Genomic DNA, 21,215 nt, shown 5'->3' with positions numbered 1-21,215 from the left:
ACCACGGAAAGGGACCTTCGTGCGCACTCGTCATGTCTTCCATGCCGTCGACTCGCACACCGAGGGCATGCCCACCCGCGTCATCACCGGCGGCGTCGGGGTGATCCCCGGCGCCACCATGGCCGAGCGCAGACTCCACTTCATCGAGCACCTGGACCACCTCCGTACGCTGCTGATGTACGAGCCGCGTGGCCACGCCGCCATGAGCGGAGCGATCCTCCAGCCACCGACCAGCCCCGAGGCCGACTACGGGGTCCTCTTCATCGAGGTCTCCGGTGTGCTGCCGATGTGCGGGCACGGAACCATGGGCGTGGCCACCGTCCTCGTCGAGACGGGGATGGTGCAGGCCGTCGAGCCCGTCACCACGGTCCGCCTCGACACCCCGGCCGGCCTGGTCTCCGTCGACGTCCACGTCCGGGACGGCGCGGCGAAGGCCGTCACGCTCACCAACGTGCCCGCGTTCTGCGTCGGACTCGACCGCAAGGTGTACGTGCCGGGCTACGGGGCGGTGACCTACGACCTCGCCTTCGGCGGGAACTTCTACGCCTTCGTCGGACTCGACGCGCTGGGCCTGCCGTTCGACCGGTCCCGCAAGGACGACCTCCTCGCCGCGGGGCTCGGCATCATGGAGGCCATCAACGCCTCGCCCGATCGGCCCGTCCACCCGGACCTTCCGGAGATCAGCGGTGTCAAGCACGTCTACCTCGCGGCCCCCGGTTCGAACGGGCGCCACTCGCGCCACGCCATGGCCATTCATCCGGGCTGGTTCGACCGCTCGCCGTGCGGGACCGGAACCTCCGCGCGGATGGCGCAGCTGTACGCCCGCGGCGAGCTGCCGCTGGGCCGCGACTTCGTCAACGAGTCCTTCATCGGCACGCGGTTCACCGGCCGCCTGGTCGAAAAGACGCGGGTCGGCGGGGTGCCGGCCGTGGTCCCCACCATCACCGGCCGCGCCTGGATCACCGGCACCGCCCAGTACTTCCTCGACCCGGACGACCCCTTCCCCGGAGGCTTCCTGCTGTGACCACCTCCCCCTCCATCCTCGTATCGCACAACCCGGCCGACCCCTCCGACATCCTCGCCGAGGTCCCGGCAGCCGGGGCCTTCGCCACGGTCGACGCCGTCGAGCGGGCCCGCGTGGCCCAGCCCAACTGGCTCCTCGGCGGCGCGGCCGCCCGCGCCTGTGCGCTCGGCTCGATCGCCTCCGCCATCGAGGCCGCGGCCGAGGAGCTGGCCGCGCTCGCCGTACGGGAGGTGGGCAAACCGCTCGCCGAAGCGCGGGCCGAGGTGGCCCGTACCGCGGCGATCTGGCGCTACTACGCCCAGGCCCCGTACGAGCCCACCGGCGCCGTGCACGAAACGGCGGGCGGCCCCGGGCTGTTGCTGACCCGGCGCCGCCCGCACGGTGTCGCGGGGCTCATCACGCCCTGGAACTTCCCCTTCGCCATCCCGAGCTGGAAGGCGGCCCCGGCGCTGGCGGCCGGCAACGCGGCCGTCCTCAAGCCCGCGCCCGAGGCCACCGCCTGCGCCCGGCGCCTGGCCGAGATCGTCCAACAGGCCGTTCCGGACGGCGTGTTCACCCTGATCCAGGGTGACGCCACCGAGGGCAACGCCCTCGTTTCCGCCGTCGATGTCGTCTCCTTCACCGGCTCGGACGCCGTCGGCGGTGCGGTCGTCCGCGCGGCCGGTGACCGGAGCATCCCCGTCCAGGCCGAGATGGGCGGACTCAACGCGGCGATCGTCCTGCCGGATGCCGACATCGGACAGGCCGCCGCCCATATCGCCGCCGCGATCGCCGGATACGCGGGACAGAAGTGCACGGCCACGAGCCGGGTGATTGCGGTCGGCACCGCCCTCGGCCCGCTGCGCGAGGCCCTCACCGACGCACTGCGCGCGCTCCCGGTGGGCGACCCCGCCGATCCGGCCACGGTGTGCGGGCCGCTGATCTCCGAGCAGGCGTGCTCCCGGGTGGAGCAGGCCCGGGAGGGCTCACGCGTCCTCGCCGAGAGCGCCGGCCCGGACGTCCCCGGCTGGTACGCGGCCCCCACCCTGGTGGAGGACGTACCGGCGGGCCATCCGCTGCTGCGGGACGAGGTCTTCGGCCCCATCGCCGCGCTGCTGCCCGCCGCCGATCCGAGCCATGCCGTGCGCATCACCAATTCCGTCCCGTACGGCCTGGTCACCTCGGTGCACACCACCGACCTGGATGCAGCCCTGCACGGGCTCGACCAGCTGGACACCGGCATGATCCGTGTCAACGCACCGTCCACCGGGGTCGACTTCCACCTGCCGTTCGGCGGCGCGAAGGCATCCAGTTACGGCCCGCGCGAGCAAGGGCGAGCGGCCCTGGACTTCTACACCTCGTCCCGCACCTACACCCTGGCACCTGCGAAAACAACGTGACATTGTACGCTGGTGGCCCGGTCGGGCACGGAGGAAAAGGGAACAGGGAACACCATGGGGCACCTGAAGCACCGCAACCTCATCACCACCAGGGAGCGGCTGCGCGACCAGGTCGCCCACGCCCTGCGGGCGGCCCTGATCTCCGGCGAACTCCGCCCCGGCGAGGTCTACTCCGCGCCAGGGCTCGCGGAGGACTTCGGCATCTCCGCCACCCCGGTGCGCGAGGCGATGCTCGACCTCGCCCGCGAGGGCCTGGTCGAGCCCGTCCGCAACAAGGGCTTCCGGGTCACCGAGGTCAATGAGCGCGACCTCGACCAGTACACCGAGATCCGCGCCCTCATCGAGGTCCCGACCGTCGGCCGGATCACCCGGAGTGCCTCCCGCGAAGACTTCGAAGCCCTGCGCCCGACAGCCGAGGAGATCGTGCGCGCCGCGCGCGAACACGACCTCCTCGGCTATCTGGAGGCCGACCGCCAGTTCCATCTCTCCCTGCTCGCGCTCTCCGGCAACGAACGGCTCGTCGAAATGGTCGGCGATCTGCGCAAGCGCTCGCGCCTGTACGGGCTGACCGCCCTGGACGAGCGCGGCGAGCTGATCCCTTCGGCGGAGGAGCACCTCGAACTCCTCGACCTGATGCTGGCGGGCGACGCCAAGGGCGCCGAGAAGTGCATGGCGCGGCACCTCGGCCATGTGCGCTCGCTGTGGGCGAAGGGCAAGGGGGAGAAGCAGCCGGGGGCCAGGAAGAGCCCCGGTCCCCGGAGGAAGCTGAGCGCGACCCGCTGAGCGCGGCGGCCCGGTGACATAGCGCCGGGTTATGGCCAAGTGGGAGCTGTCGGCGAAGCCTGCGGTCCAGGACTCTGAGCATGAGTACAACGTCACACGTCACATACCTGTAAGCCCCGACCCTCCCCTGACGCACCTGGCCGTGAAGGGACCTGCATGAACCCCGCGTACGCGACCACCGACCACGTCTTCAGCGTGCCCTTGGACCACGCCGCTCCGAGCGGCCCCCGAATCCAGGTGTTCGCCCGCGAGGTCGCGGACCCCGCCCGTGCGGCCGAGAAACTGCCCTGGCTGCTGTTCCTGCAGGGCGGCCCCGGAGGCAAGTCACCCCGCCCGTCCGCCGGTTCCCCGGCCTGGCTGGAACACGCGCTCACGACCCACCGGGTACTGCTCCTCGACCAGCGCGGCACCGGCCGCTCCACCCCCGTCACCACCCGCGCGGCCTCCCGCTTCGCCACGGCCGCCCAACTCGCCACGTATCTCGCCCACTTCCGGGCAGACTCCATCGTCGCGGACGCCGAGCTGATCCGCCGCGAGCTCTGCGGCGACGAGCCCTGGGAGACGCTCGGCCAGAGCTACGGCGGCTTCATCACTCTCACGTATCTCTCCCAGGCCCCCGAGGGGCTGCGGGCGTGCTACGTCGCGGGCGGCCTGCCCGGTCTCACCGCCACCGCCGACGACGTATACGCCCGCACCTATCCCCGCGTGGCGGATCGGGTCCTGGAGTACTACGACCGATACCCGGGCGACGCTCGCCCGCTGCGGCGGATAGCCGACCTGCTGGCCACCTCCGATGTCCGCCTGCCGGACGGAGACCGGCTCACCCCCCGTCGGCTGCGTACACTCGGCCTCGCCTTCGGCATGGGCGACGGTTTCGAGCGGGTGCACTGGCTGCTCGACGAAGCCCTCGACGCCCACGGCGAGTTGACCACCACCTTCCTGCACCAGGTGATGGGCCTGACCGGCTTCACGGACAACCCGCTGTTCGCCGTGATGCAGGAGACGCTCTACGGGCAGGGCGACAAGCCCACGGGTTGGGCCGCGGCGCGGGCCCAGGTCGGCTTCCCCGAGTTCTCCGAGGACGCGGACCCCCTCACGCTCACCGGCGAAATGATCTACCCCTGGATGTTCCAGGAGATAGCGGGACTGCGTCCTTTCGCCGAGGCCGCCGATCTGCTGGCCGAGCGGACGGACTGGCCGCCGCTGTACGACCGGCACCGCCTGGCCGCCAACGAGGTCCCCCTCGCGGCGGTGGTCTACCACGACGACATGTACGTGGACGCCGGGCTCTCCCTGCGCACCGCGCGGGACGTCGGCGCCGTACGGACCTGGATCACCAACGAGTGGGAACACGACGGCATCACCGCCTCGGGCGGCCAGGTGCTGTCCCGCCTGATGGACCTCGCAGCAGGCCGCGCGTAACCACCCATGAACCACATGAACCACATGAGCACGGATATCACGGCCAACCACGCACCCATGAGCGCCAACCGATGATTCCCTGACCCGGAAGGGACAGCCATGCCCACCGTCCCCACCCCTCTGCGGCCCCTCACCGCGGCGGCCCTCGCCCTCACAGCATGCCTCTCCACCCTCGCCACAACGGCGCAGGCGGAACCCAGACCCCACACCGACCCGGCACCCCGCGCCGCCGATTGCGCCCTCCCCGGCAGAACCGGCTGGACCGACGAGGGCCTGGACACCGACCCGGTCCAGTTCCAGCGGTCCACCGGCAGGCTGCGCACCCTCACCCTCTTCGTGGACTTCCCCGACGCCCAGGCCACCGACTCCACGGAGCCCTACGCAGCCCAACTCGCCCCCGCCGCCGACTGGATACGCCGGGCCTCCTACGGCCGCGCCCGACTGGACATCACCCCGCTGCACCGCTGGATCCGCATGCCGGCGCAGTCCACCTCCTACGGCTTCGAGCGCGGCCTGACCTTCGAGACTCACGAGCGGTACATGCGCGACGCCGTCAAGGCCGCCGACCCGTACGCCGACTTCTCCCGCTACGACATGGTCTATGTCGTCGCTACGAAGGCTGCGAAGGCGATCTCCTTCTCACCCACGTACCTCCACGACCCGGCCACGACCGGCGTCACCGCCGACGGCACCCGCGTCAAGTGGGCCGTCACCTTCGGCCAGGACATCTGGCGCTGGGGCCACAAGGTCGCCGCCCACGAAACCGCCCACACCTTCGGGCTGCCCGATCTGTACGCCTTCACCGGTGAGACCCACCGGTACGTGGGCGGCTGGGACGTCATGGGAAACATCGCGGGTCACGCCCCGCAGTACCTCGGCTGGCACTCCTGGAAGCTGGGCTGGACCCGGGACCGCCAGGTGGCCTGCCTGGACGCACCCGGCCGGCGGACGGTCCGGCTGACTCCCGTGGAGCGGCCGGGCGGCACCAAGATCGCCGTGGTCCGTACCGGCGAGAGCACGGCCTACGTGGCGGAATCCCGCCGGGCCAGGGGCAACGACCCCACCCCCTGCTCGACAGGCGTACTGATCTACAAGGTCGACTCCGCCACCCAGACCGGAGACGGCCCGATCAGAGTCATGCCCGCCACCCCGGTCACCCCTCCCCAGGCCGACTCCGACTGCGGCCCCTTGGACATGGCCGCCCACGGCCCGGGCCAGACCTTCACCGACGCGGCTACCGGGGTCCGCATCGAGGTACGTGCGGGGGGCCGCTCCGGGGACACCGTGCGTATCACGAGGTCGTAACCCGCAGGAGGACGTCGTCCTCGGCCTGCAGGGAACCGACATCCACGCAGGGCTGCCACTGGTCCCAGCACAGGCAGAGCAGGGCCGACGGCGGCTCTCGTGGCGGTGCGGCGTCGGCCTCTGTGGATATCGGGGCGTGGGGGTCGCCGCCGGAGCCGCAGCCCGTGCTCGGAGTCCACGACTGGGGAGGGCGCGTGCAGAAGTCTCACAGCCCGAGTTCGAACCAGACGACCTTGCCCACCCGCGAGTCACGTCTGCCCCATGCTCGGGCGAGCTCCTGGACCAGCAGCAGGCCGCGGCCACTCTCGTCCTCCTCGCGGGCTCCGCGCACGACCGATGGACCAAGGCTGGTGTCCTCGACCTCGCAGTGCAGTGTGTCGCCCCGGAAGGACAGGGACAGCCGGACCGCGCAGGCCGCGTAACGCAGCGCGTTGGTGACCAGCTCGCTGACGAGGAGCTCGGCGGTGCCCTCGTGGTCGGTCAGCCCTCGGGAGGCGAGCTCGGAGCGGGTGAGGGCCCGTGCCTGCCGCACCGACGATGCGACGGGCGGCAGGATCGTGCCCACGGAGGCGGTGTCGGTGAGGGAGCACGTGAGGATGGCCTGGTGCATGGGACGTCCCGCGTCGAATGGGAAATGAGAGGTTCACCATGCGCGGGGGGAGGCGCCCGGGACGATGGGGAAAATACGTATATGGGTACGTATTCACGCGAGCACCTAGGCTGAAAGGTGAGCAGCCCGGCAGGCCGAGTTCCGCGCACTGAACTGCCATCGACTTGTCGGCACTCTGTTGTGGATCAGCAGTCTGTCGCGGATGCAAGAACGTGAAAGCCGAAACCATCGCCCCGGACGGCGTCGGCGCTCTGCCGCCCGATGTCACCAGCTTCGTCGGCCGTCGACGCGAGATCGCCGAGGCGAAAAGGCTGCTGTCCGGCTCCCGTCTGCTGACGCTCACCGGTCCCGGCGGGGCCGGCAAGACCCGTCTGGCCATCCGGGTCGCCGACACCGTGCACCGGGCCTCCCATGACGAACCGGGACAGTTGAGAAGCCTGGTGTCCCGCGCACGAACGATGCGCGGGACACCAGGCTCTCCTGGCTCAGTTCTTGCCGGTGACCGAGGCCCCGGTCACCGGCCGCTCCGGGCCGGCAGTTGGCCGCAGTCGCCGCCGGCGCACTTGCTCAGCCAGTCGGTGAAGCCGGCGTCGTACTGGGTGCCGATGGTGTCGCGAAGCAGGCTGTAGGCGGCGTCGTACTCGCCTGCGCGGTAGTGGCCGAGCAGGGTGGCCACGTCCTCGGGGTGCGATTGGAGCATGTATCGGACGCCCAGGTAGCCCCACTGGTAGATACGGGTGGTGTCGGCGTTGTCGTAGGTGGTCCCGAAGAGCTGGCTGAGCTTGTAGGTGCTCTTGCCCGCCTCCTCGATCGCCCGGTCGTAGGTGATGCCGCGGTAGGAGTAGGAGAGGTACTCGGCGAAACCCTCGATCCACATCACGGTCGGTGTGGTCTGCCCGGCTGCGAAGTCGCCGTACATGTCGAAGCGGCCGTCGAGGTAGTGGGTGTACTCGTGGTTGAGGTTCCAGATCTGGAAGGAGCCGTCCTCGGCCGGCTGCTCGTAGGCGATGAAGCGCGGCTGGTTGCCCTCGGCGGCCGGGTCGCCCTCCAGGTACATGCCGCCGTTGTTGGTGTCGATGCCGAAGACGACACCGGCGTAGGTCTTGTAGTCGGTACTGGAGTTGAAGGCGACGATCTCGATGCTGGTGTTGTTGTCGTCCTTGACCGGGCCGTCGTCCTTGACGATGTCGTGGAAGACCGGGTCCTGCTTGAGGATGCTGTCGCAGGTGGCCGAGAGTTCGGACGTGGTCAGCTCCTGCGCGAGGATCTTCGCGCTCGGACCGCATGTGTGCTTGACCGTCAGCACGGCGTCGCGCACGCGGTTCTGCAGGTCACAGGTGTCGTACTCGGCGCAGTTCTCCTTGTCGAACTCATCCGTCATCTGGGCGATGCCGACCCAGAGCGGGGCGGTGCGCCCGGTGATCTCGCTGCGGCCGAGCAGCTCCTTGATCAGCGGCTTGACGGTGTCCTTGAGGCCGGCGTGCTGAAGAAAGCGGCCGAGTTCGCGTCCGGCATTGCTGGCCAGGTAGGACTTGTCGGTGCCGAGCAGATCGTCGTGGGCCACGGCGAAGTCACGCAGTCCGGTGAGGACGCTCGGGTCGGCCTTCACGGCTTCCGCGAACTCCGGCAGCTGGTGCCCGCGGAACAGCACGGTGTAGGTGTTGTTGACCGCCGCGAGCATCCCGTAGAACTGGTCGTACGACGAGTTGTAGTCCTTCTGCAGATGCTTGACCACGTCGAGGTAGCGGGCGTTCTCTTCGGAGCTGTCGATCAGGGTGACCGTCTCGGACAGGGTTTCTCCGTTGGCCTCGGTGACGTCGAAGGCGTGGGACGAGCCGAAGAAGCCGTCCAGGGCGCCCTGAATGGCGCTCTTCAGCGTCGGGCCGTATTCGCCGACGTTCTCCGGCTGGTTGTACTGGATGTAGTAGCCGGCGCGCAGGTACAGCACCATCTGGGTTGCGGAAGTGCTGTTGTCCCCTGGGTAGTTGGTCGCGACATCCTTGAACGCGTTCGCCACCGTGACCATCTGTTCCTCGCGGAAGAGGGCCTTGGAGTCCTCACCGGCCACGTTGAACAGCGTGTTGATGCAGGCGGTTTCCGACTGCTTGATCTGCTCGACCAGGGCAGCACCGGTCTTCGAAGTGAAGTCGCTGACGTTACAGTCCGCCGCGGCTTTCGCCGCAGAGCGGGCCTTCTTGCGCTCTGCGGCGTTCTGGGCCGCGGGGCGCGGAGGGCGTTGCGCGGCGTTCGTGGCCGATCGTGCGGGGTCGGCGGCGTGTCCGGGTGCGAGATCGGCGGCGAGCACGGTGGCGGAGGCGGGCTGTGGGGCGGGGGCCGACCTCGGTGCGGGCTTGGGTGCCTCGGCGCCGGCCGGTGCCGCCCCGCCGTTGGGGGCGAGCATGGTGAGCCCCAGACCGGCGGCGGCCACGGTAGGTATCAGCAGTTGGGCGAGTTTCTTGAAGGTGGGGGGTCTGCGCATAGCGATGGCCTCCAGGCCGGTCGGCAGCCGTGCGTGGGGCACGGGGGTGGGGGGTGCGGACCGTGATGGCAAGGGAAGTTGCACACTTTCGGAGCTGTCATGCTCGCGGAAAGTGTGACCGTACAATTTCACAGTTCACATGGCAGTGAAAGAGGGTTGCAAGCAACAGAAGGAACTGATGCCCCGCCAGAGAAGTGATTCTGTCGGGGCCTTGAGAGTCCCGGACGGAACGGCGTGATCGCTGGGCATGCTCGTGCCGGCTTCGAGGGGCGACCGTCGTCCCTGAGGTGAGCCGGTGCCCCTCCATCCCCACTGACCAGCAGTTTTCAAGTTGGAATCAGCTCAATGAGGTTTGTTCATCCGGAAGCTGGCGGTCATGGTCCTGGGGTGAGCGTGCGATCGGGTGCTCGTGGTGGAGGCTGAGGGTCAGGGGCGGTTCAGACCCCACGTCTGCAGGGCGTAGGGCCGCCCCTTCTCCTCACCCGTGATCAGCGGCACGTCGAGCAGTCTGAAGCCCGCCTTGGTGGCCACGGCGACGCTGGCGGCGTTCTCGGCCTCCAGCTCCAGGATCACCTGCCCCGTGCCCAACTGCTCGAAGGCGTACGCGGCCATCACCCGCACCGCCCGCGCCGCCAGCCCCTGGCCGCGGTGCGCCGGGCCGACCGCGTAGCCGAGCTCCGTGCCCTCCGGGGCACGCCGCAACATCACCTCGCCGAGCGGTGCGTCGCCGTCGACGGTGATGGCGAGCAGGATGGTCGTGCCCTCCGCCCGCAGCTGCCGGTCCCGGTCCAGCCGTGCGCGGGCGGCCGCTTTGTCGAAGGGGGAGACGATCGGTGTCCAGTACGCGATGTCGGGGTGGTCAAACAGCTCCGGCATCGCGGCCAGGTCCGCCTCCGTCCAGTCGCGGAGGACGAGACCCTTCCCCGAGAGCTCGATCCGCTCGGGAAAGGACGACGTGGTGCTGCTCACGGTGGGGGACCTCCCTGGCCTGTTCAGGACGAGGCAGGACAACCGGGGGCAGGCAAAGGCTCACCAGCATTTTCCGGGGACTCTTCGACCCAATCGAGCCCACGCCCGGCTCGGGAGGCAGCAGCGGGATTGCCGCCTATGCCGAGCACGAGTTTCTGGCCGGCGGGTGGGAGGACGTCCGGGACCGGCCGGCGCCCACTGGTGGTCCACGATGCGGCTGGCCGGCCGGAGGCCCTGCATCGCAGCGCGGTCCACCTCACCCGCGGCACTGTCCCCACCGTGCGCGAGCTTCTGCTGGACCTGAAGACTCCTCGAACCTACCTGCTCCCCGAGGCCGACGGCCCGCTTCCGGGCACCGACGCCCTCACCGAAGCCGGGGTGTCCGTCGTCGCGATCCCGGACTGCCGACACAACATCATGCTGGACAACCCGGAAGCCTTCGCCCGCGCTACCGCAGCGGCGCTCACCGACCGAGACCAGGATTGACCAGGCCGCGGGCCACGTCGTCGCGTGACGTGGAGACGGCCGCACGGATTCCTTGTGTGTGATGACGAAGGAGTGCGCCCGTGCGGCCCTGCCCCATCCTGCCTTCACCAGCATCTCCCGCCCACATCTCGGCGGTCTGGTCGAGGAGTGGTCCTCTGGAACGCCTCGGCTCCCAGCAGACTCGTTCAGCGATCACATCAAAGCAGGTGGAGGGCTGCTGGTAGGAACGACATACGACCGGGCGGCCGTCTGTTACGGCACTACCGCCGCTCCGCCGCCGCGAGTGCGTCGAGCTGACGGTCGTGCACGTGGCTCAGCAGCAGCACCGAGACAGTCGCCCCGATCAGCGCGCAGAACATGTCCCACTGGGTGTCCCACACATCGCCTTGGGTGGCGAGGAAGTCGTTGGCCGTGTGTCCGCCGATCTCCGCGGCCGCCCACTCGAACATCTCGAAGATCGCGCTGAAGGCGAGGCAGGCGCACACGGTCAGCGGCGCCAGCCAGCGACTGCCGCGCAGCGGTGAGGTCCGGCTGAGCAGCTCCCGCACCAGGACGGCGGGCACGAAGCCCTGCACGAGGTGTCCGAACCGGTCGTAGGATTGCGGGCGAGTCCGAGCCCGCCCTGCACCCAGTCGCCCAACGGGACCTGCGCGTACGTGTAATGGCCGCCCACGGCGAGCACCAGCGCGTGCGCCGCGAGCAGACAGCACAGCAGATTCGTGAGAGGGAACCACCGTCGGCTCAGCACGACCAAAGGCAGCCCGACAAGCACCCACACAGTCTCCAGCAGCCACGTCGTCGAGTCGTACGGGTGCCAGGCGGAGAGCGCCATGCCCGCGACGACGACCACGACGAGTGCGGTCGGCAGCGGCCGCCGCGGTACGCGTTTCCCGGACACCGGGCGTCGAGTGAGCGAGGTGAGGAGGGGCTCGGGCATGGGTGGGCTCCTTGGTGCAGGTGGCGCCATCGTGCTGGGGCCCGGGTTCGGGGAGCAATGAGTACGGCTACTCATGTCGGAGCCGAGTATGTGCGGGTGCCCCCTGAAGGATCAGAAGAGATCAGCACCCAGTAGTTGCGGTCCGGAGTCAGCGCGCACCGAGGCCCGGACTTGCGCATTCACTGCGCATCGAGCGTCGACATTGCGCATGGAGTCGCGGACCCTGCAGCCAGGCATCGGCCGCGGGAGGTCCACTCGCGGTCGTCGGTGACCGCGAACCCGGCGCACCGCATCGGTCCTCCTGCGGGGCTGCGGGTGATGACGTGGGAGACCGCGCCAAGCGGATACGGGGAGCCCCGTTGCAGGACACGAAGACGGTGACGGGGCGCTCTTGGAATCAGGCGATGCCGGCCCGATGCTGGGAGTCGCGGCGACCGATGAGGAACCAGAGCAGGCTCCCGAGGAAGGGGGCCATCAAGGAGAAAACGAGCCAGACCAGCTTCATCCCGCTGGTGAGGTCGGACCTGACGATGCTGAGCAGGGCGCCGAAGAACAACGCGAGAGCGCCGAGGGCCACGGCGGCTACTGCGCCGGCGATCATGATGTCGCCCGTAGGGGCGAGGGCCATCTGGTGTGCGAGCTGCGTTTGCATTGTTCTCTCCTCTTGCTGGTGGGGGATTCTCAGAGTTCGTCGGTGGGGTTGGACGTGTGGTGCCCGGCGGTGAGGGCGAGTGGCGCACCAGGTGTGTGGGCGCAGGTGTGAGGCGGTTACCCACCTGTGTGGGAGCCATCGGCCGCGGCCACCGGCGCCGGCATGTGTGGATCGGCCGGCTCGGGCGCGTCCGGGCTGGTGCGTGCGCGCGTGTGGGGGAGGGCGTGGTTGCGGATGCCGGAGAGGGTTTCGTGTGGGCCCAGGCCCTGGGGGTGGCGGCGGATGGCTCTCACGCAGGCGCCGATCAGGGTCAGGCAGAGGGCCGGGGGTAGCAACAGGACGAGTCCGGCTACCGGGTCGGCCGCGAGGCTGTACGCGACCTCCTGGTAGTTCAACTGGCCCGCGATCTCGATCAGCGCGGCGGGGTTGGCGGCGGAAGCGGTGGCGCCGACGAAGACCGCACTGGTGGCGAGGGAAAGGGCCGCACCCCCGCCGAGGCATGTGAGCAGCAGGAGAGGACTCAGTAGCAGGGCGCGCAGCGCGAGCCGGGCGGGGCTCGGCCGTCCGCCGTCCGGCGTGACCAGTCGCAGCAGCAGCACGTGCTTGCCCGGTGTCGCGCCCGTCAGCCACGGGATGAGAACGAACCACAGTCCGAAGGCGACCGGCGGCGCCAAGAGCACTGTCTCCGCGCCGAGCACGAAATATCCGATGGCCGCGACGACCGGGGTCAGCAGCACGGTGCCCGTGACATCCAGCAGCAGGGCGACGAGGCGGCGGCCGAAGGGGACCTTTCCGGCGGCCAGCGGGGCGAGCGCGCGGTCGTCCAGGGCGTCCAGGGCGGGCAGCGCACGGGCCAGGGGCCCGGCGGCCGCCCAGCCGAGGGCGGCGCCCGCCGTGTTGACGATGAGGTCGTCGACGGCGAAGAGGCGGTACGGGCACTCGTAGAGGCCCCACAGCCCGCTGTACTGGGTCAGTTCGAAGAACAGCGATCCGGCGAATCCGGCCGCCGTGGCAGCGGCGAGGCCGCGGCGGAAGTGGATCCGTACGAAGGCACCCAGCGGCAGCAGCAGGACCAGGTTGAACACGGTCTGCCAGAGAGCCGGGTTGTGCAGGATCAGCGCGTCGAGGGTGACGCGGTGGTGTGCCTCCTTCCAGATGTCTGAGAAGGCGACGCCCGGCGTGAACTGGGGGTCGACGAAGGACGGATACGCCGTGCAGACATCAACCGACGGCTTCGGCAGCGGCACGATCGTCATGCAGAAGGCGGTCAGCGCGTAGTACACGCCGCCGTACAGCGACAGCACCCGCCAGCGGGTCATGACGCCGTGCCGCCGGTAGAGGACGACCGCCGTCGGCACGAACATCGCGAAGGCCAGAGCGGGGAAGAGCAGCGCAGCCGTACCGATCGGCAGCAGGTAAGCCCCTGTCACGACCGGCGCCTCGCCGCCCACAGCAGATAGACGGCGGCGGCGACCGGGAGCGCCAGGACGGCCAGCATGGCCGGGATGAATGCTCCGAGGCCGAAGTTCAGCGTGCCCGCGGAGACCACGAACTGCGCCACCCAGAACAGCAGCGGCGCGAGGGCGGCTGCCGTTCCGATCGCCTTGTCGCGGTTGCGCCACTGCGGCGCGGTCCACAGCAACCAGATCGCGCAGATCAGGGCCGGGAGGCCCAGCAGGGGGAAGACCATCAGCGGGCCGGCCACCGCCAGCAGCACCAGCAGGGCGAGAGGACGCACCCGGCTCACCTGCGGAGCGGGGGGCTCATCGCCGAGTACGGTGGCCGCGATCGTGCGCGGGTCGCCGAGGCGTGCGAGCACGGCGCGGATCTCGTCGTCGCCGGAGGCGGACTCTTCCGCGAGGGCCACGGCGATGTGCTCCTCCAGGTCGGCCAGCAGTTCGTTGCGGCGTTCCGGGCTGAGTCCGGCCGATTCACGCGCCACGGCGGCCAGGTACTTCTTCACCAGCGGGTGCTCGGTGATCGTCATGGTGGTCTCCTGTCAGTCGGTGATGAAGTGGTCGACCGCGTCACGGAAGTGCGGCCAGATAGCGGTGAACTCCTTCAGCGCCGCATGCCCCGGCGGTGTCAGCTCGTAGTAGCGCCGGGGCGGCCCGCTGGGGGACTCCTGCCAGCGGGTCTCCACCAGTCCGTCACGGCGCAGCCGCGACAGCAAGGGGTAGATGGTCCCTTGGCTCGTGACCATGACGTTCACCGCGCCGAGGGTTTCGAGCAGCTCGACGCCGTAGCGCGGGCCGTCCCGCAGGATCGCAAGCACGCAGTACTCCAGCACCCCCTTGCGGAGCTGGCTCTCCGCCTTGCTTGCGACGGGCTTACCTGCGATGTCAGGTTCCATGCATTGCACAGTACCTGGTTATCCCCAGCTGCCCAAAGTGATGTTGGCTCGTCTGTCGAGCGACGCCTGGGCCGTGTTCCAACGATGATTTGATCGTTGGGGTGGGAATGGCGGGTCGGGGATCTGGCTGACGATGCTGCCGCGCGAACCGTGCGGTCGACACCAGGCGGCCAGAGGCGTGGGAGACGCTCGCCGTTCTCGTTGTGCTGCTCGTCCTCGTCTTCGTCTTCGCCTAAAGGCATTCCTGTCGGTTATGCGCGGCTGCCATTAGGTCGGCCAACCTGCGCGTCCTGCCCGACCGGACGTGCGCGCGGCTCAACCCCGGGGACTTCGACCCCAGGACGCATGTCTGCGCGAACAATCCGGTCACCGGTGACCATCGTGCGGAGGGTGACAGCGGGGGGTCCGCTCGTCGCGGGAGGCAAGCTGATCGTGGTCGTCAGCTGGCTCTCCCACGACAACGCCGCCACACCGGCACTCGGCGTCTACACCCGGGTCGCGGCCTTCTCTCGCGAGCTCGCCGGGCAGCTGAAGCGGTGGCCCGTGGACGGGGTGAGGCACGGGGAGGGTGACCGCCCCATGGCTCCTCCCGTTCGCAGCCGCCAGGCGGGCCTCTGCCCTTCGGTCGGGCCTCTGTCCTTCGGTAGAGGCGGATCATCCGCAAGGTGCAGGGAACCCGGGTACCGGGCCCCTGATAATCGACGTCATGTCGTCCAGTGCTCCACCGACCATCGGGAATCACCCCTCCCGCGGCCCCTTCGCCCGGGCCGGGGAGCGTGGCCCGCTGCTGTGGCGGGCGGTGGGGGAGGCGGTTCTGGCCGGGGCGTTGGTGCTGCTCATCTACACGGGTGAGTCGGAGATCGACACCAGGCTGAAGGTGGGCTGGGCGGCGGTGACGGCCCTGGGGCTCATCGGCATGGGGCTGGTGTTGGTGCGGCGTCGGTTCCCGGTGGCCAGTGTGGTCGGGTTGGCTGTGCTGATGGGGGTGGTGCCTGCCCTGGCGCTGCTGACCGCGGTGGCTTCCTACACGGCGACCCGGCAGGTGGAGACGCCGCGGCGGCGGGCTTTGTTGTTGCTCGGGGCGGGTGCCGTGGCGATGGTGGCCGGCGCGGTGTTCGCGCCTGTGGTGGGGGTGGGCAGTTGGTCGTTCGGCCTTGCGCTGGGTGCGGTGCTCGCCGCGAGCACGGTCGTGGTGCCCGGGCTGGTGGGTACCGCTGCGGGGCAGCAGGACCGTTTGTTGCGGGCGTTGCGGGAGCGTACGGCCGCTGCCGAGGAGGCGCGGCGGCTGGCGGACAGCGAGTCCCGTATGCGCGAGCGGTCGCGGATCGCTGCGGAGATGCACGATCTGGTCGGGCACCGGCTGAGCCTGGTCTCGCTGTATGCGGGCGGGCTGGAGGTGGCGCTGCGCAAGGAGGCGCCCGGGCTGCGGGACGAGGTGGCTGTGGTGGGCCGTGCCGCCCGTGAGGCGATGCGGGAGCTGCGGGAGGTGCTCGGGGTTCTCGGCCCGTTGGAGCGGGATACGGGCACCGATGCGCTGACTGACGCTACGGGGACGCGCGCGGACATCGAGGCGCTGGTCGAGGAGTCACGTGGGGGCGGCATCCCCGTCGAGTTCTCTTGGGAGGGGGCCGATCTCGACGCGCGGCCGGCCCGGGTGCGACGGGCGGTCCACCGCGTGGTGCGTGAGTCGCTGACCAATGTCCACCGGTATGCGGCCGGGGCCCATGTGACCGTCTCCGTCCGCCACGCCGGCGACCGGGTGGAGGTGCGGGTGCGCAACGGCGTTCCGCCCGTACGGCCCGCCGCCGCGACCGGGCTCGGCACCGGGCGCGGGCTGATCGGGCTGCGGGAGCGGGTGGCGCTGCTCGGCGGTGACCTGGAGGCCGGGGCGGCGCCTGGCGGCGGCTTCGCTGTGACGGCCGATATCCCCGCCGACCCCGGGCCCGGCGCGGAGGCGGAGGACGTGGTGCCGTACGAGAAGGGGCCGAGTGCCGGTGCCGATGAGCCCCGCGGCGGGCTCTCCGTCCTCCAGCGGCGTGTCGCCGGTGCCGTCACCGGGTTGCTGGGTCTGGCGGGGGTGGGTGTGATGATGCTGTTCGGGGTCGTGCTGGTATTTGAGGCGCGCGGGCCCGCGCACCGGACTCCCGAACAGCCGCGGGTGGGGATGTCGCGGGAGCAGGTGGTGCGGAACGTGGCGGGTGATGACTCCGTGACGCGTGCTGCCGCTGTCGGGCACGAGCCGCCGCGTCCGGGTTCTGCCACGGACTGCCTGTATCCGTACACAGACAGAAAGACCAAGGGCGGGGGAGTGGAGATCGTCCGCTACTGCTTCCGGTCCGACACGCTGATCGCGATCGACCGTTTCATCGTACCGATGGTGACGGAGAAGCCGACCGAGCCGCCCCGTAGGAGCAGCACGCATGACTGACCAGGCCAACTCCGCAGGATCCGGGGCGGGTTCGGCGATCCGGGTGCTGCTCGCCGACGACGAGGAGATGATCCGGCACGGCGTCCGGCTGATTCTCCGGTACGCCGAGGGGATCGAAGTGGTGGGCGAGGCGGTCGACGGCGCTGAGGCCGTTCGGCTCGCTGCCGAGTACCGGCCCGATGTGGTGCTCCTCGATGTCCGTATGCCCGTGCTCGACGGGCTGGCGGCCGTGGAACCGCTGGTCGCCCTCGCCCCCGCCCCGCAGGTGGTCATGCTCACCACCTTCGGCGACGAGGAGAACGTCACCCGCGCCCTGCGGGCCGGCGCCACCGGTTTCCTGCTCAAGGACGAGGGGCCGCAGGAGCTGATCCGTGCGGTGCGGGCGGCGGCAGTGGGGGATGCGGTGCTTTCGCCCGGTGTCACCGGGACTGTCATCCGGCGGATGCTGAGCGGCGGTGGAGCCACCGACCCGGGCAGCAGGGTGGCGGGGCTGACGGGCCGGGAGCGGGAGGTGCTGGTCATGCTGGGGGAGGGCTTGTCGAATCCGCAGATCGGGAAGCGGCTCGGCATTGGCGTGGGGACGGTCAAGACCCACGTGAGGTCGATCCTGGAGAAGACAGGGTGCAGCGGGCGGGTGCAGGCGGCGCTGCTGGCGCACCAGGCCGGGCTGATGGGCTGAGCCCCGTGCCGGGGCCGTTGGCTCGCTCTTCGGGTAGAGGTGTCGGCTCTCTCTGTGGGGAGAGGGGCCGTGGTCCGTGCGAGGGACACGACGGCGGTGGGTCTGCCGTTCGGTAGGCGGGGCATTCCCGACCTGAGAGCGACGTGTTCGCGGGTGCGTCGCGGCCACGATGGTCGGGAGTTTCACGCCCCTTCCAGGAGTTCCCATGCCGCAGCCTGCCACTGCTACCACCTGCCTCCGCGCCCCCTCCGGCGTCGCCGCCCGCGCGACGGGGCTGACCAAGGTCTACGGCGAGGGCGAGACCCGCGTCGTCGCCCTCGACTCGGTGACCGTGGAGTTCGGGCGCGGCCAATTCACCGCGATCATGGGCCCGTCCGGCTCCGGCAAGTCGACGCTGATGCACTGTATGGCGGGCCTCGACGCCATATCCGGCGGCTCTGCCCGGATCGGTGACACCGAACTGTCCGGGCTGAACGACCGTCAGCTCACCAGGCTCCGCCGGGAGAAGATCGGCTTCGTCTTCCAGGCGTTCAACCTGCTGCCCACGCTGGATGCCCTGGAGAACATCACGCTGCCGATGGATATCGCCGGCCGCAAGCCCGACCGGGAGTGGCTGGAGCTGATCGTGGGGACCGTCGGCCTGTCCGGGCGGCTGCGGCACCGCCCCTCGCAGCTGTCCGGCGGCCAGCAGCAGCGGGTCGCCGTGGCCCGCGCGCTGGCCGGCCGACCGGAGATCGTCTTCGCGGACGAGCCGACCGGCAACCTCGACTCCCGTTCCGGCGCGGAGATCCTGGGCTTTTTGCGGGATTCCGTACGCGAGTTGGGGCGGACGGTGGTGATGGTCACCCACGACCCGGTGGCCGCCTCCTACGCGGACCGGGTGGTCTTCCTCGCCGACGGACGGGTCACCGACGATCTGCCCGCCCCTGCCCCCGAGGCCGTACTGGACCGTATGCGGCGCTTCGACGCCAAGGGACGGACGAGCTGACGCGTCCCGCCCGCACGGCTTCCCTTCCCGTACGGCTTCCCCATCCCCACCACGTACCTCGTACTCCAGGACGGAACCGATCACCATGCTGCGTACCGCCCTACGCAACGTCCTTGCGCACAAAGCCCGATTGGTCATGACCGCGCTCGCGGTCCTGCTCGGTGTCGCTTTCGTCTCCGGCACCCTCGTCTTCGCCGACACCACCGCGAGCGCGTTCCGCAACGCCTCAGCCCAGAGCCTCAAGGGCGTGGCCGTCTCCGTGCGGGCGGAGGCGGTCACCGATACCGATCCGACCGACGGCGAGGGTGGTAAGCGGACCACTGTCCTCGACACGGCGCTGGCGGGGAAGATCGGCCGGCTGCCCGGTGTCGCATCGGTGCGTCCGACCGTCCACGGTGAGGCCACCTTGGCCGCCAAGGACGGCCGTCCGGTCAACGCCGACAGCAACTGGCCGAACCTGGCCACCAACTACCTGCCCGGCAAGGACGGCAAGGACAGCCACTTCCCGCTGAAGGAAGGCCGCGGTCCTGCCGCCGAGGGTGAACTGGCCCTGGACGCCAAGACCGCCGAAAGGGGCGGCTACCGGGTCGGCGACACCGTCCGCTACGCCATCGATGGGCCCGCTCTGACCAAGAAGCTGGTCGGCATCGTCTCCACCGACGACCCCCAGATCACCGCCGGCGGCACCCTCACGCTCTTCGACACCCGGACCGCGCAGCAACTGTTCCGCCACCCCGGCCAGTTCGACGAGATCGCTGTCGCCGCCAAGGACGGTACCGACGAGCGCGCGTTGACCGACCAGGTGCAGGCGCTGCTCCCCGAGCAGGGCGCCAAGGCCACCAGCGGCGCCGACCTGGCCGCCCAGCAGTCCGCCCGGATCGCCAAGAACACCAGCTCCCTCACCAAGACGCTGCTGGTCTTCGCCGGCATCGCGCTGTTCGTCGGCGTGTTCCTCATCGCCAACACCTTCACCATGCTCATCGCCCAGCGCAGCCGCGAGATCGCGCTGCTGCGTGCCGTGGGCGCCTCACGCCGGCAGGTCGTCCGCTCCGTCCTCGTCGAGGCCGCCCTCCTCGGGCTCGTAGCCTCCGCCGGCGGGTTCGCGCTCGGCCTCGGCATCGCCACCGCCCTGCGCCCGCTGCTCAACACCACTGGTGCCGGACTGCCCGACGGGCCGCTGGTCATCACGCCCGCCGCCCCGCTGTCGTCGCTCGCGGTCGGTGTCCTCGTCACCGTTCTGGCGGCCTGGCTGCCGTCCCGCAAGGCCGCGAAGATCGCCCCCGTCGCGGCACTCAACAGCGTCGACCAGGCCCCGCTCGCCCGCGCCCTGAGGGTCCGCAACGTGCTCGGCACCCTGCTCACCGGGGCCGGGGTGCTGGTGATGCTGTACGTCTCCACGCTCAAGACCAGCAAGGAGTCGAACCTGCTGATCGCGATGCTCGGTGGTGCACTGACGCTCGGCGGCGTGATCGTGCTGGCTCCGCTGCTCTCCCGGCCGCTGATCTCCCTGGCCGGCAGGGTCACCACCCGCTTCTTCGGCGTCAGCGGCAAGCTGGCCAAACAGAACGCGCTGCGCAACCCGCGCCGCACCGCCGCCACCGCGTCCGCCCTGATGATCGGGCTCGCTCTGATCACCGGCCTGACCGTCGGCGGGCACTCCGCCCAGCGCGCCATGGAAATTGAGGCCACACAGGGCCTGGCCGCCGACTACCAGGTCAACTACAACACCGCCCGCGGGCTCGACGAGGACGCGGCCGCCAAGATCGCCCGGGTTCCCGGGGTCGCCGCGGCCGCCCCGGTCACCTCGGCGGGCCTCGACACCCAGGGCAGGTACGCCGTCATCACCGGTACCGACCCGAACGCGTTCGGCAAGGCAGCCCAACTCGACTTCCGCACCGGCTCGCTGCGCGATATCGGCCCCGGGAAGATCGCGGTCTCCGACGAGTTCGCCTATCAGGCCAGGATCGACGTCGGCGCCACCATCGGCGCCGAGATGGACACCGGCACGGAAACCGGCAAGACCCAGAAGAAGCTGACGGTCGTCGGCATCTACGCCAAGACCCGCGCCACCGACGACGCGCTGGGCACGCTCGACGACGTGCTCCCGTACTCCGTGACGAAGCAGCCCGACAAGCTGCTGGTCAAGGCCGAGCCCGGCAAGGCTGCCGGCCTTGAGCGGAAGATCCGTGCCGCTCTCGGCGACAGCCCGCTGCTGAAGGTCCGAAGCCAGGAGCAGCTCATCAAGGAGAACAACGGGGCGATCACCATGGCCCTCAACATGATGTACGGGCTGCTGGGCATGGCCGTCGTCATCGCGATCCTCGGCGTCGTCAACACCCTGGCCATGTCGGTCTTCGAGCGCACCCGCGAGATCGGGATGCTGCGGGCCATCGGCCTCGACCGGGCCGGGATCAGGCAGATGGTCCGGCTGGAGTCGGTGGTGATCTCGCTGTTCGGCGCGGTGCTCGGCATCGGCATCGGCATCTTCCTGGCCTGGGCCGGCGGCAGCCTGACCACGTCCTCGATGCAGGAGTACGAGATGGTCCTGCCGTGGGACAGGCTGGGGACCTTCCTGGCCCTGGCGCTGGCGATCGGCGTCCTGGCCGCGATCTGGCCGGCCCGCCGGGCGGCCCGCCTGAACATGCTGCGCTCGATCCAGTCGAGTTGAGCCCTGAACCCAGGGGCGGCACCCCGCCTGCGCCCCGGTGGCGGAGCGATCAG

At 70.0% G+C, this 21,215-nt stretch carries 17 protein-coding genes and 2 pseudogenes; 10 read left to right on the top strand and 9 right to left on the bottom strand.

Annotation, left to right across the window (positions count from 1 at the left end; genetic code table 11):
* Positions 1 to 19 precede the first annotated feature (19 nt).
* From K9S39_RS09705 to K9S39_RS09685, 5 genes are all read left to right on the top strand, one after another.
* On the top strand, positions 20 to 1,024 hold the full coding sequence (locus K9S39_RS09705) for a proline racemase family protein (RefSeq protein WP_248862942.1): 1,005 nt from the start codon (positions 20 to 22) through the stop codon (positions 1,022 to 1,024).
* Complete coding sequence (locus K9S39_RS09700; protein WP_248862940.1) at positions 1,021 to 2,403, top strand: aldehyde dehydrogenase family protein; 1,383 nt, start codon at positions 1,021 to 1,023, stop codon at positions 2,401 to 2,403. The genes K9S39_RS09705 and K9S39_RS09700 overlap by 4 nt, the downstream gene beginning before the upstream one ends.
* Positions 2,404 to 2,457: 54 nt before the next feature.
* Positions 2,458 to 3,186, top strand: a complete 729-nt coding sequence (locus K9S39_RS09695; protein ID WP_248862939.1) for a GntR family transcriptional regulator — start codon at positions 2,458 to 2,460, stop codon at positions 3,184 to 3,186.
* 156 nt (positions 3,187 to 3,342) lie between these two features.
* Positions 3,343 to 4,608 (top strand): alpha/beta fold hydrolase, encoded by a 1,266-nt coding sequence (locus tag K9S39_RS09690; RefSeq protein ID WP_248862937.1) that lies wholly within the window; start codon positions 3,343 to 3,345, stop codon positions 4,606 to 4,608.
* A gap of 99 nt (positions 4,609 to 4,707) precedes the next feature.
* Positions 4,708 to 5,913, top strand: coding sequence for a M6 family metalloprotease domain-containing protein (locus K9S39_RS09685; RefSeq protein ID WP_248862935.1), 1,206 nt, complete (start codon positions 4,708 to 4,710; stop codon positions 5,911 to 5,913).
* Between the two features lie 205 nt (positions 5,914 to 6,118).
* Here K9S39_RS09685 and K9S39_RS09680 read toward each other — a convergent pair whose 3' ends face one another.
* The 4 genes from K9S39_RS09680 to K9S39_RS09665 all read right to left on the bottom strand — a co-directional run bounded on the left by K9S39_RS09680 (position 6,119) and on the right by K9S39_RS09665 (position 9,971).
* Positions 6,119 to 6,523, bottom strand: a complete 405-nt coding sequence (locus K9S39_RS09680; RefSeq protein WP_248862934.1) for an ATP-binding protein — start codon at positions 6,521 to 6,523, stop codon at positions 6,119 to 6,121.
* Positions 6,524 to 6,708: 185 nt separating this feature from the next.
* Positions 6,709 to 6,924 (bottom strand): hypothetical protein, encoded by a 216-nt coding sequence (locus tag K9S39_RS42045; protein ID WP_283113628.1) that lies wholly within the window; start codon positions 6,922 to 6,924, stop codon positions 6,709 to 6,711.
* 113 nt (positions 6,925 to 7,037) lie between these two features.
* Positions 7,038 to 9,002, bottom strand: a complete 1,965-nt coding sequence (locus tag K9S39_RS09670) for a collagenase (RefSeq protein ID WP_248862933.1) — start codon at positions 9,000 to 9,002, stop codon at positions 7,038 to 7,040.
* A 426-nt stretch (positions 9,003 to 9,428) separates the two neighbouring features.
* A complete protein-coding gene (locus tag K9S39_RS09665) occupies positions 9,429 to 9,971 on the bottom strand; it encodes a GNAT family N-acetyltransferase (protein WP_248862932.1) in 543 nt (180 codons plus the stop codon).
* A gap of 86 nt (positions 9,972 to 10,057) precedes the next feature.
* Here K9S39_RS09665 and K9S39_RS09660 point away from each other — a divergent pair.
* A pseudogene (locus tag K9S39_RS09660) lies at positions 10,058 to 10,457 on the top strand (alpha/beta fold hydrolase); the annotation flags it as partial.
* A gap of 260 nt (positions 10,458 to 10,717) precedes the next feature.
* Here the strand turns inward: K9S39_RS09660 and K9S39_RS09655 are convergent.
* From K9S39_RS09655 to K9S39_RS09635, 5 genes and pseudogenes are all read right to left on the bottom strand, one after another.
* Positions 10,718 to 11,289: pseudogene (locus tag K9S39_RS09655) on the bottom strand (DUF2238 domain-containing protein).
* A gap of 502 nt (positions 11,290 to 11,791) precedes the next feature.
* The gene (locus K9S39_RS09650) at positions 11,792 to 12,046 is read right to left on the bottom strand and encodes a PLD nuclease N-terminal domain-containing protein (RefSeq protein WP_248862930.1); all 255 of its coding nucleotides are present in this window, start codon (positions 12,044 to 12,046) and stop codon (positions 11,792 to 11,794) included.
* Between the two features lie 116 nt (positions 12,047 to 12,162).
* Entirely contained in the window at positions 12,163 to 13,476 is a 1,314-nt protein-coding gene (locus tag K9S39_RS09645; protein WP_248862929.1) for a VanZ family protein, read from the bottom strand.
* Complete coding sequence (locus tag K9S39_RS09640; protein ID WP_248862928.1) at positions 13,473 to 14,033, bottom strand: HAAS signaling domain-containing protein; 561 nt, start codon at positions 14,031 to 14,033, stop codon at positions 13,473 to 13,475. Before K9S39_RS09640 ends, K9S39_RS09645 begins: the two co-directional genes overlap by 4 nt.
* Positions 14,034 to 14,045: 12 nt before the next feature.
* Complete coding sequence (locus K9S39_RS09635) at positions 14,046 to 14,399, bottom strand: PadR family transcriptional regulator (RefSeq protein WP_248862926.1); 354 nt, start codon at positions 14,397 to 14,399, stop codon at positions 14,046 to 14,048.
* A 706-nt stretch (positions 14,400 to 15,105) separates the two neighbouring features.
* Between K9S39_RS09635 and K9S39_RS09630 the strand changes: the two genes are divergently transcribed.
* The 4 genes from K9S39_RS09630 to K9S39_RS09615 all read left to right on the top strand — a co-directional run bounded on the left by K9S39_RS09630 (position 15,106) and on the right by K9S39_RS09615 (position 21,162).
* Positions 15,106 to 16,827, top strand: coding sequence for a sensor histidine kinase (locus K9S39_RS09630; protein ID WP_248862925.1), 1,722 nt, complete (start codon positions 15,106 to 15,108; stop codon positions 16,825 to 16,827).
* Complete coding sequence (locus K9S39_RS09625; RefSeq protein WP_248862923.1) at positions 16,820 to 17,506, top strand: response regulator; 687 nt, start codon at positions 16,820 to 16,822, stop codon at positions 17,504 to 17,506. The genes K9S39_RS09630 and K9S39_RS09625 overlap by 8 nt, the downstream gene beginning before the upstream one ends.
* A 205-nt stretch (positions 17,507 to 17,711) precedes the next feature.
* The gene (locus K9S39_RS09620) at positions 17,712 to 18,494 is read left to right on the top strand and encodes an ABC transporter ATP-binding protein (protein WP_248862921.1); all 783 of its coding nucleotides are present in this window, start codon (positions 17,712 to 17,714) and stop codon (positions 18,492 to 18,494) included.
* Between the two features lie 85 nt (positions 18,495 to 18,579).
* Positions 18,580 to 21,162 (top strand): ABC transporter permease, encoded by a 2,583-nt coding sequence (locus tag K9S39_RS09615; RefSeq protein WP_248862919.1) that lies wholly within the window; start codon positions 18,580 to 18,582, stop codon positions 21,160 to 21,162.
* The last annotated feature ends 53 nt before the right edge of the window (positions 21,163 to 21,215 follow it).

The organism is Streptomyces halobius (assembly GCF_023277745.1).
In the GTDB taxonomy this organism is placed as follows: Bacteria; Actinomycetota; Actinomycetes; order Streptomycetales; family Streptomycetaceae; genus Streptomyces; species Streptomyces halobius.
This window is presented reverse-complemented; position numbering and strand designations above follow the sequence as displayed.

Excerpts from the sequence above, each read along its gene's own strand:
- K9S39_RS09695 (WP_248862939.1), top strand. The coding sequence starts at position 2,458 with ATGGGGCACCTGAAGCACCGCAACCTCATCACCACCAGGGAGCGGCTG.
- K9S39_RS09690 (WP_248862937.1), top strand. The coding sequence starts at position 3,343 with ATGAACCCCGCGTACGCGACCACCGACCACGTCTTCAGCGTGCCCTTG.
- K9S39_RS09685 (WP_248862935.1), top strand. The coding sequence starts at position 4,708 with ATGCCCACCGTCCCCACCCCTCTGCGGCCCCTCACCGCGGCGGCCCTC.
- K9S39_RS09680 (WP_248862934.1), bottom strand. The coding sequence starts at position 6,523 with ATGCACCAGGCCATCCTCACGTGCTCCCTCACCGACACCGCCTCCGTG.
- K9S39_RS09670 (WP_248862933.1), bottom strand. The coding sequence starts at position 9,002 with ATGCGCAGACCCCCCACCTTCAAGAAACTCGCCCAACTGCTGATACCT.
- K9S39_RS09650 (WP_248862930.1), bottom strand. The coding sequence starts at position 12,046 with ATGCAAACGCAGCTCGCACACCAGATGGCCCTCGCCCCTACGGGCGAC.
- K9S39_RS09640 (WP_248862928.1), bottom strand. The coding sequence starts at position 14,033 with ATGACGATCACCGAGCACCCGCTGGTGAAGAAGTACCTGGCCGCCGTG.
- K9S39_RS09635 (WP_248862926.1), bottom strand. The coding sequence starts at position 14,399 with ATGGAACCTGACATCGCAGGTAAGCCCGTCGCAAGCAAGGCGGAGAGC.
- K9S39_RS09630 (WP_248862925.1), top strand. The coding sequence starts at position 15,106 with ATGTCGTCCAGTGCTCCACCGACCATCGGGAATCACCCCTCCCGCGGC.
- K9S39_RS09625 (WP_248862923.1), top strand. The coding sequence starts at position 16,820 with ATGACTGACCAGGCCAACTCCGCAGGATCCGGGGCGGGTTCGGCGATC.
- K9S39_RS09620 (WP_248862921.1), top strand. The coding sequence starts at position 17,712 with ATGCCGCAGCCTGCCACTGCTACCACCTGCCTCCGCGCCCCCTCCGGC.
- K9S39_RS09615 (WP_248862919.1), top strand. The coding sequence starts at position 18,580 with ATGCTGCGTACCGCCCTACGCAACGTCCTTGCGCACAAAGCCCGATTG.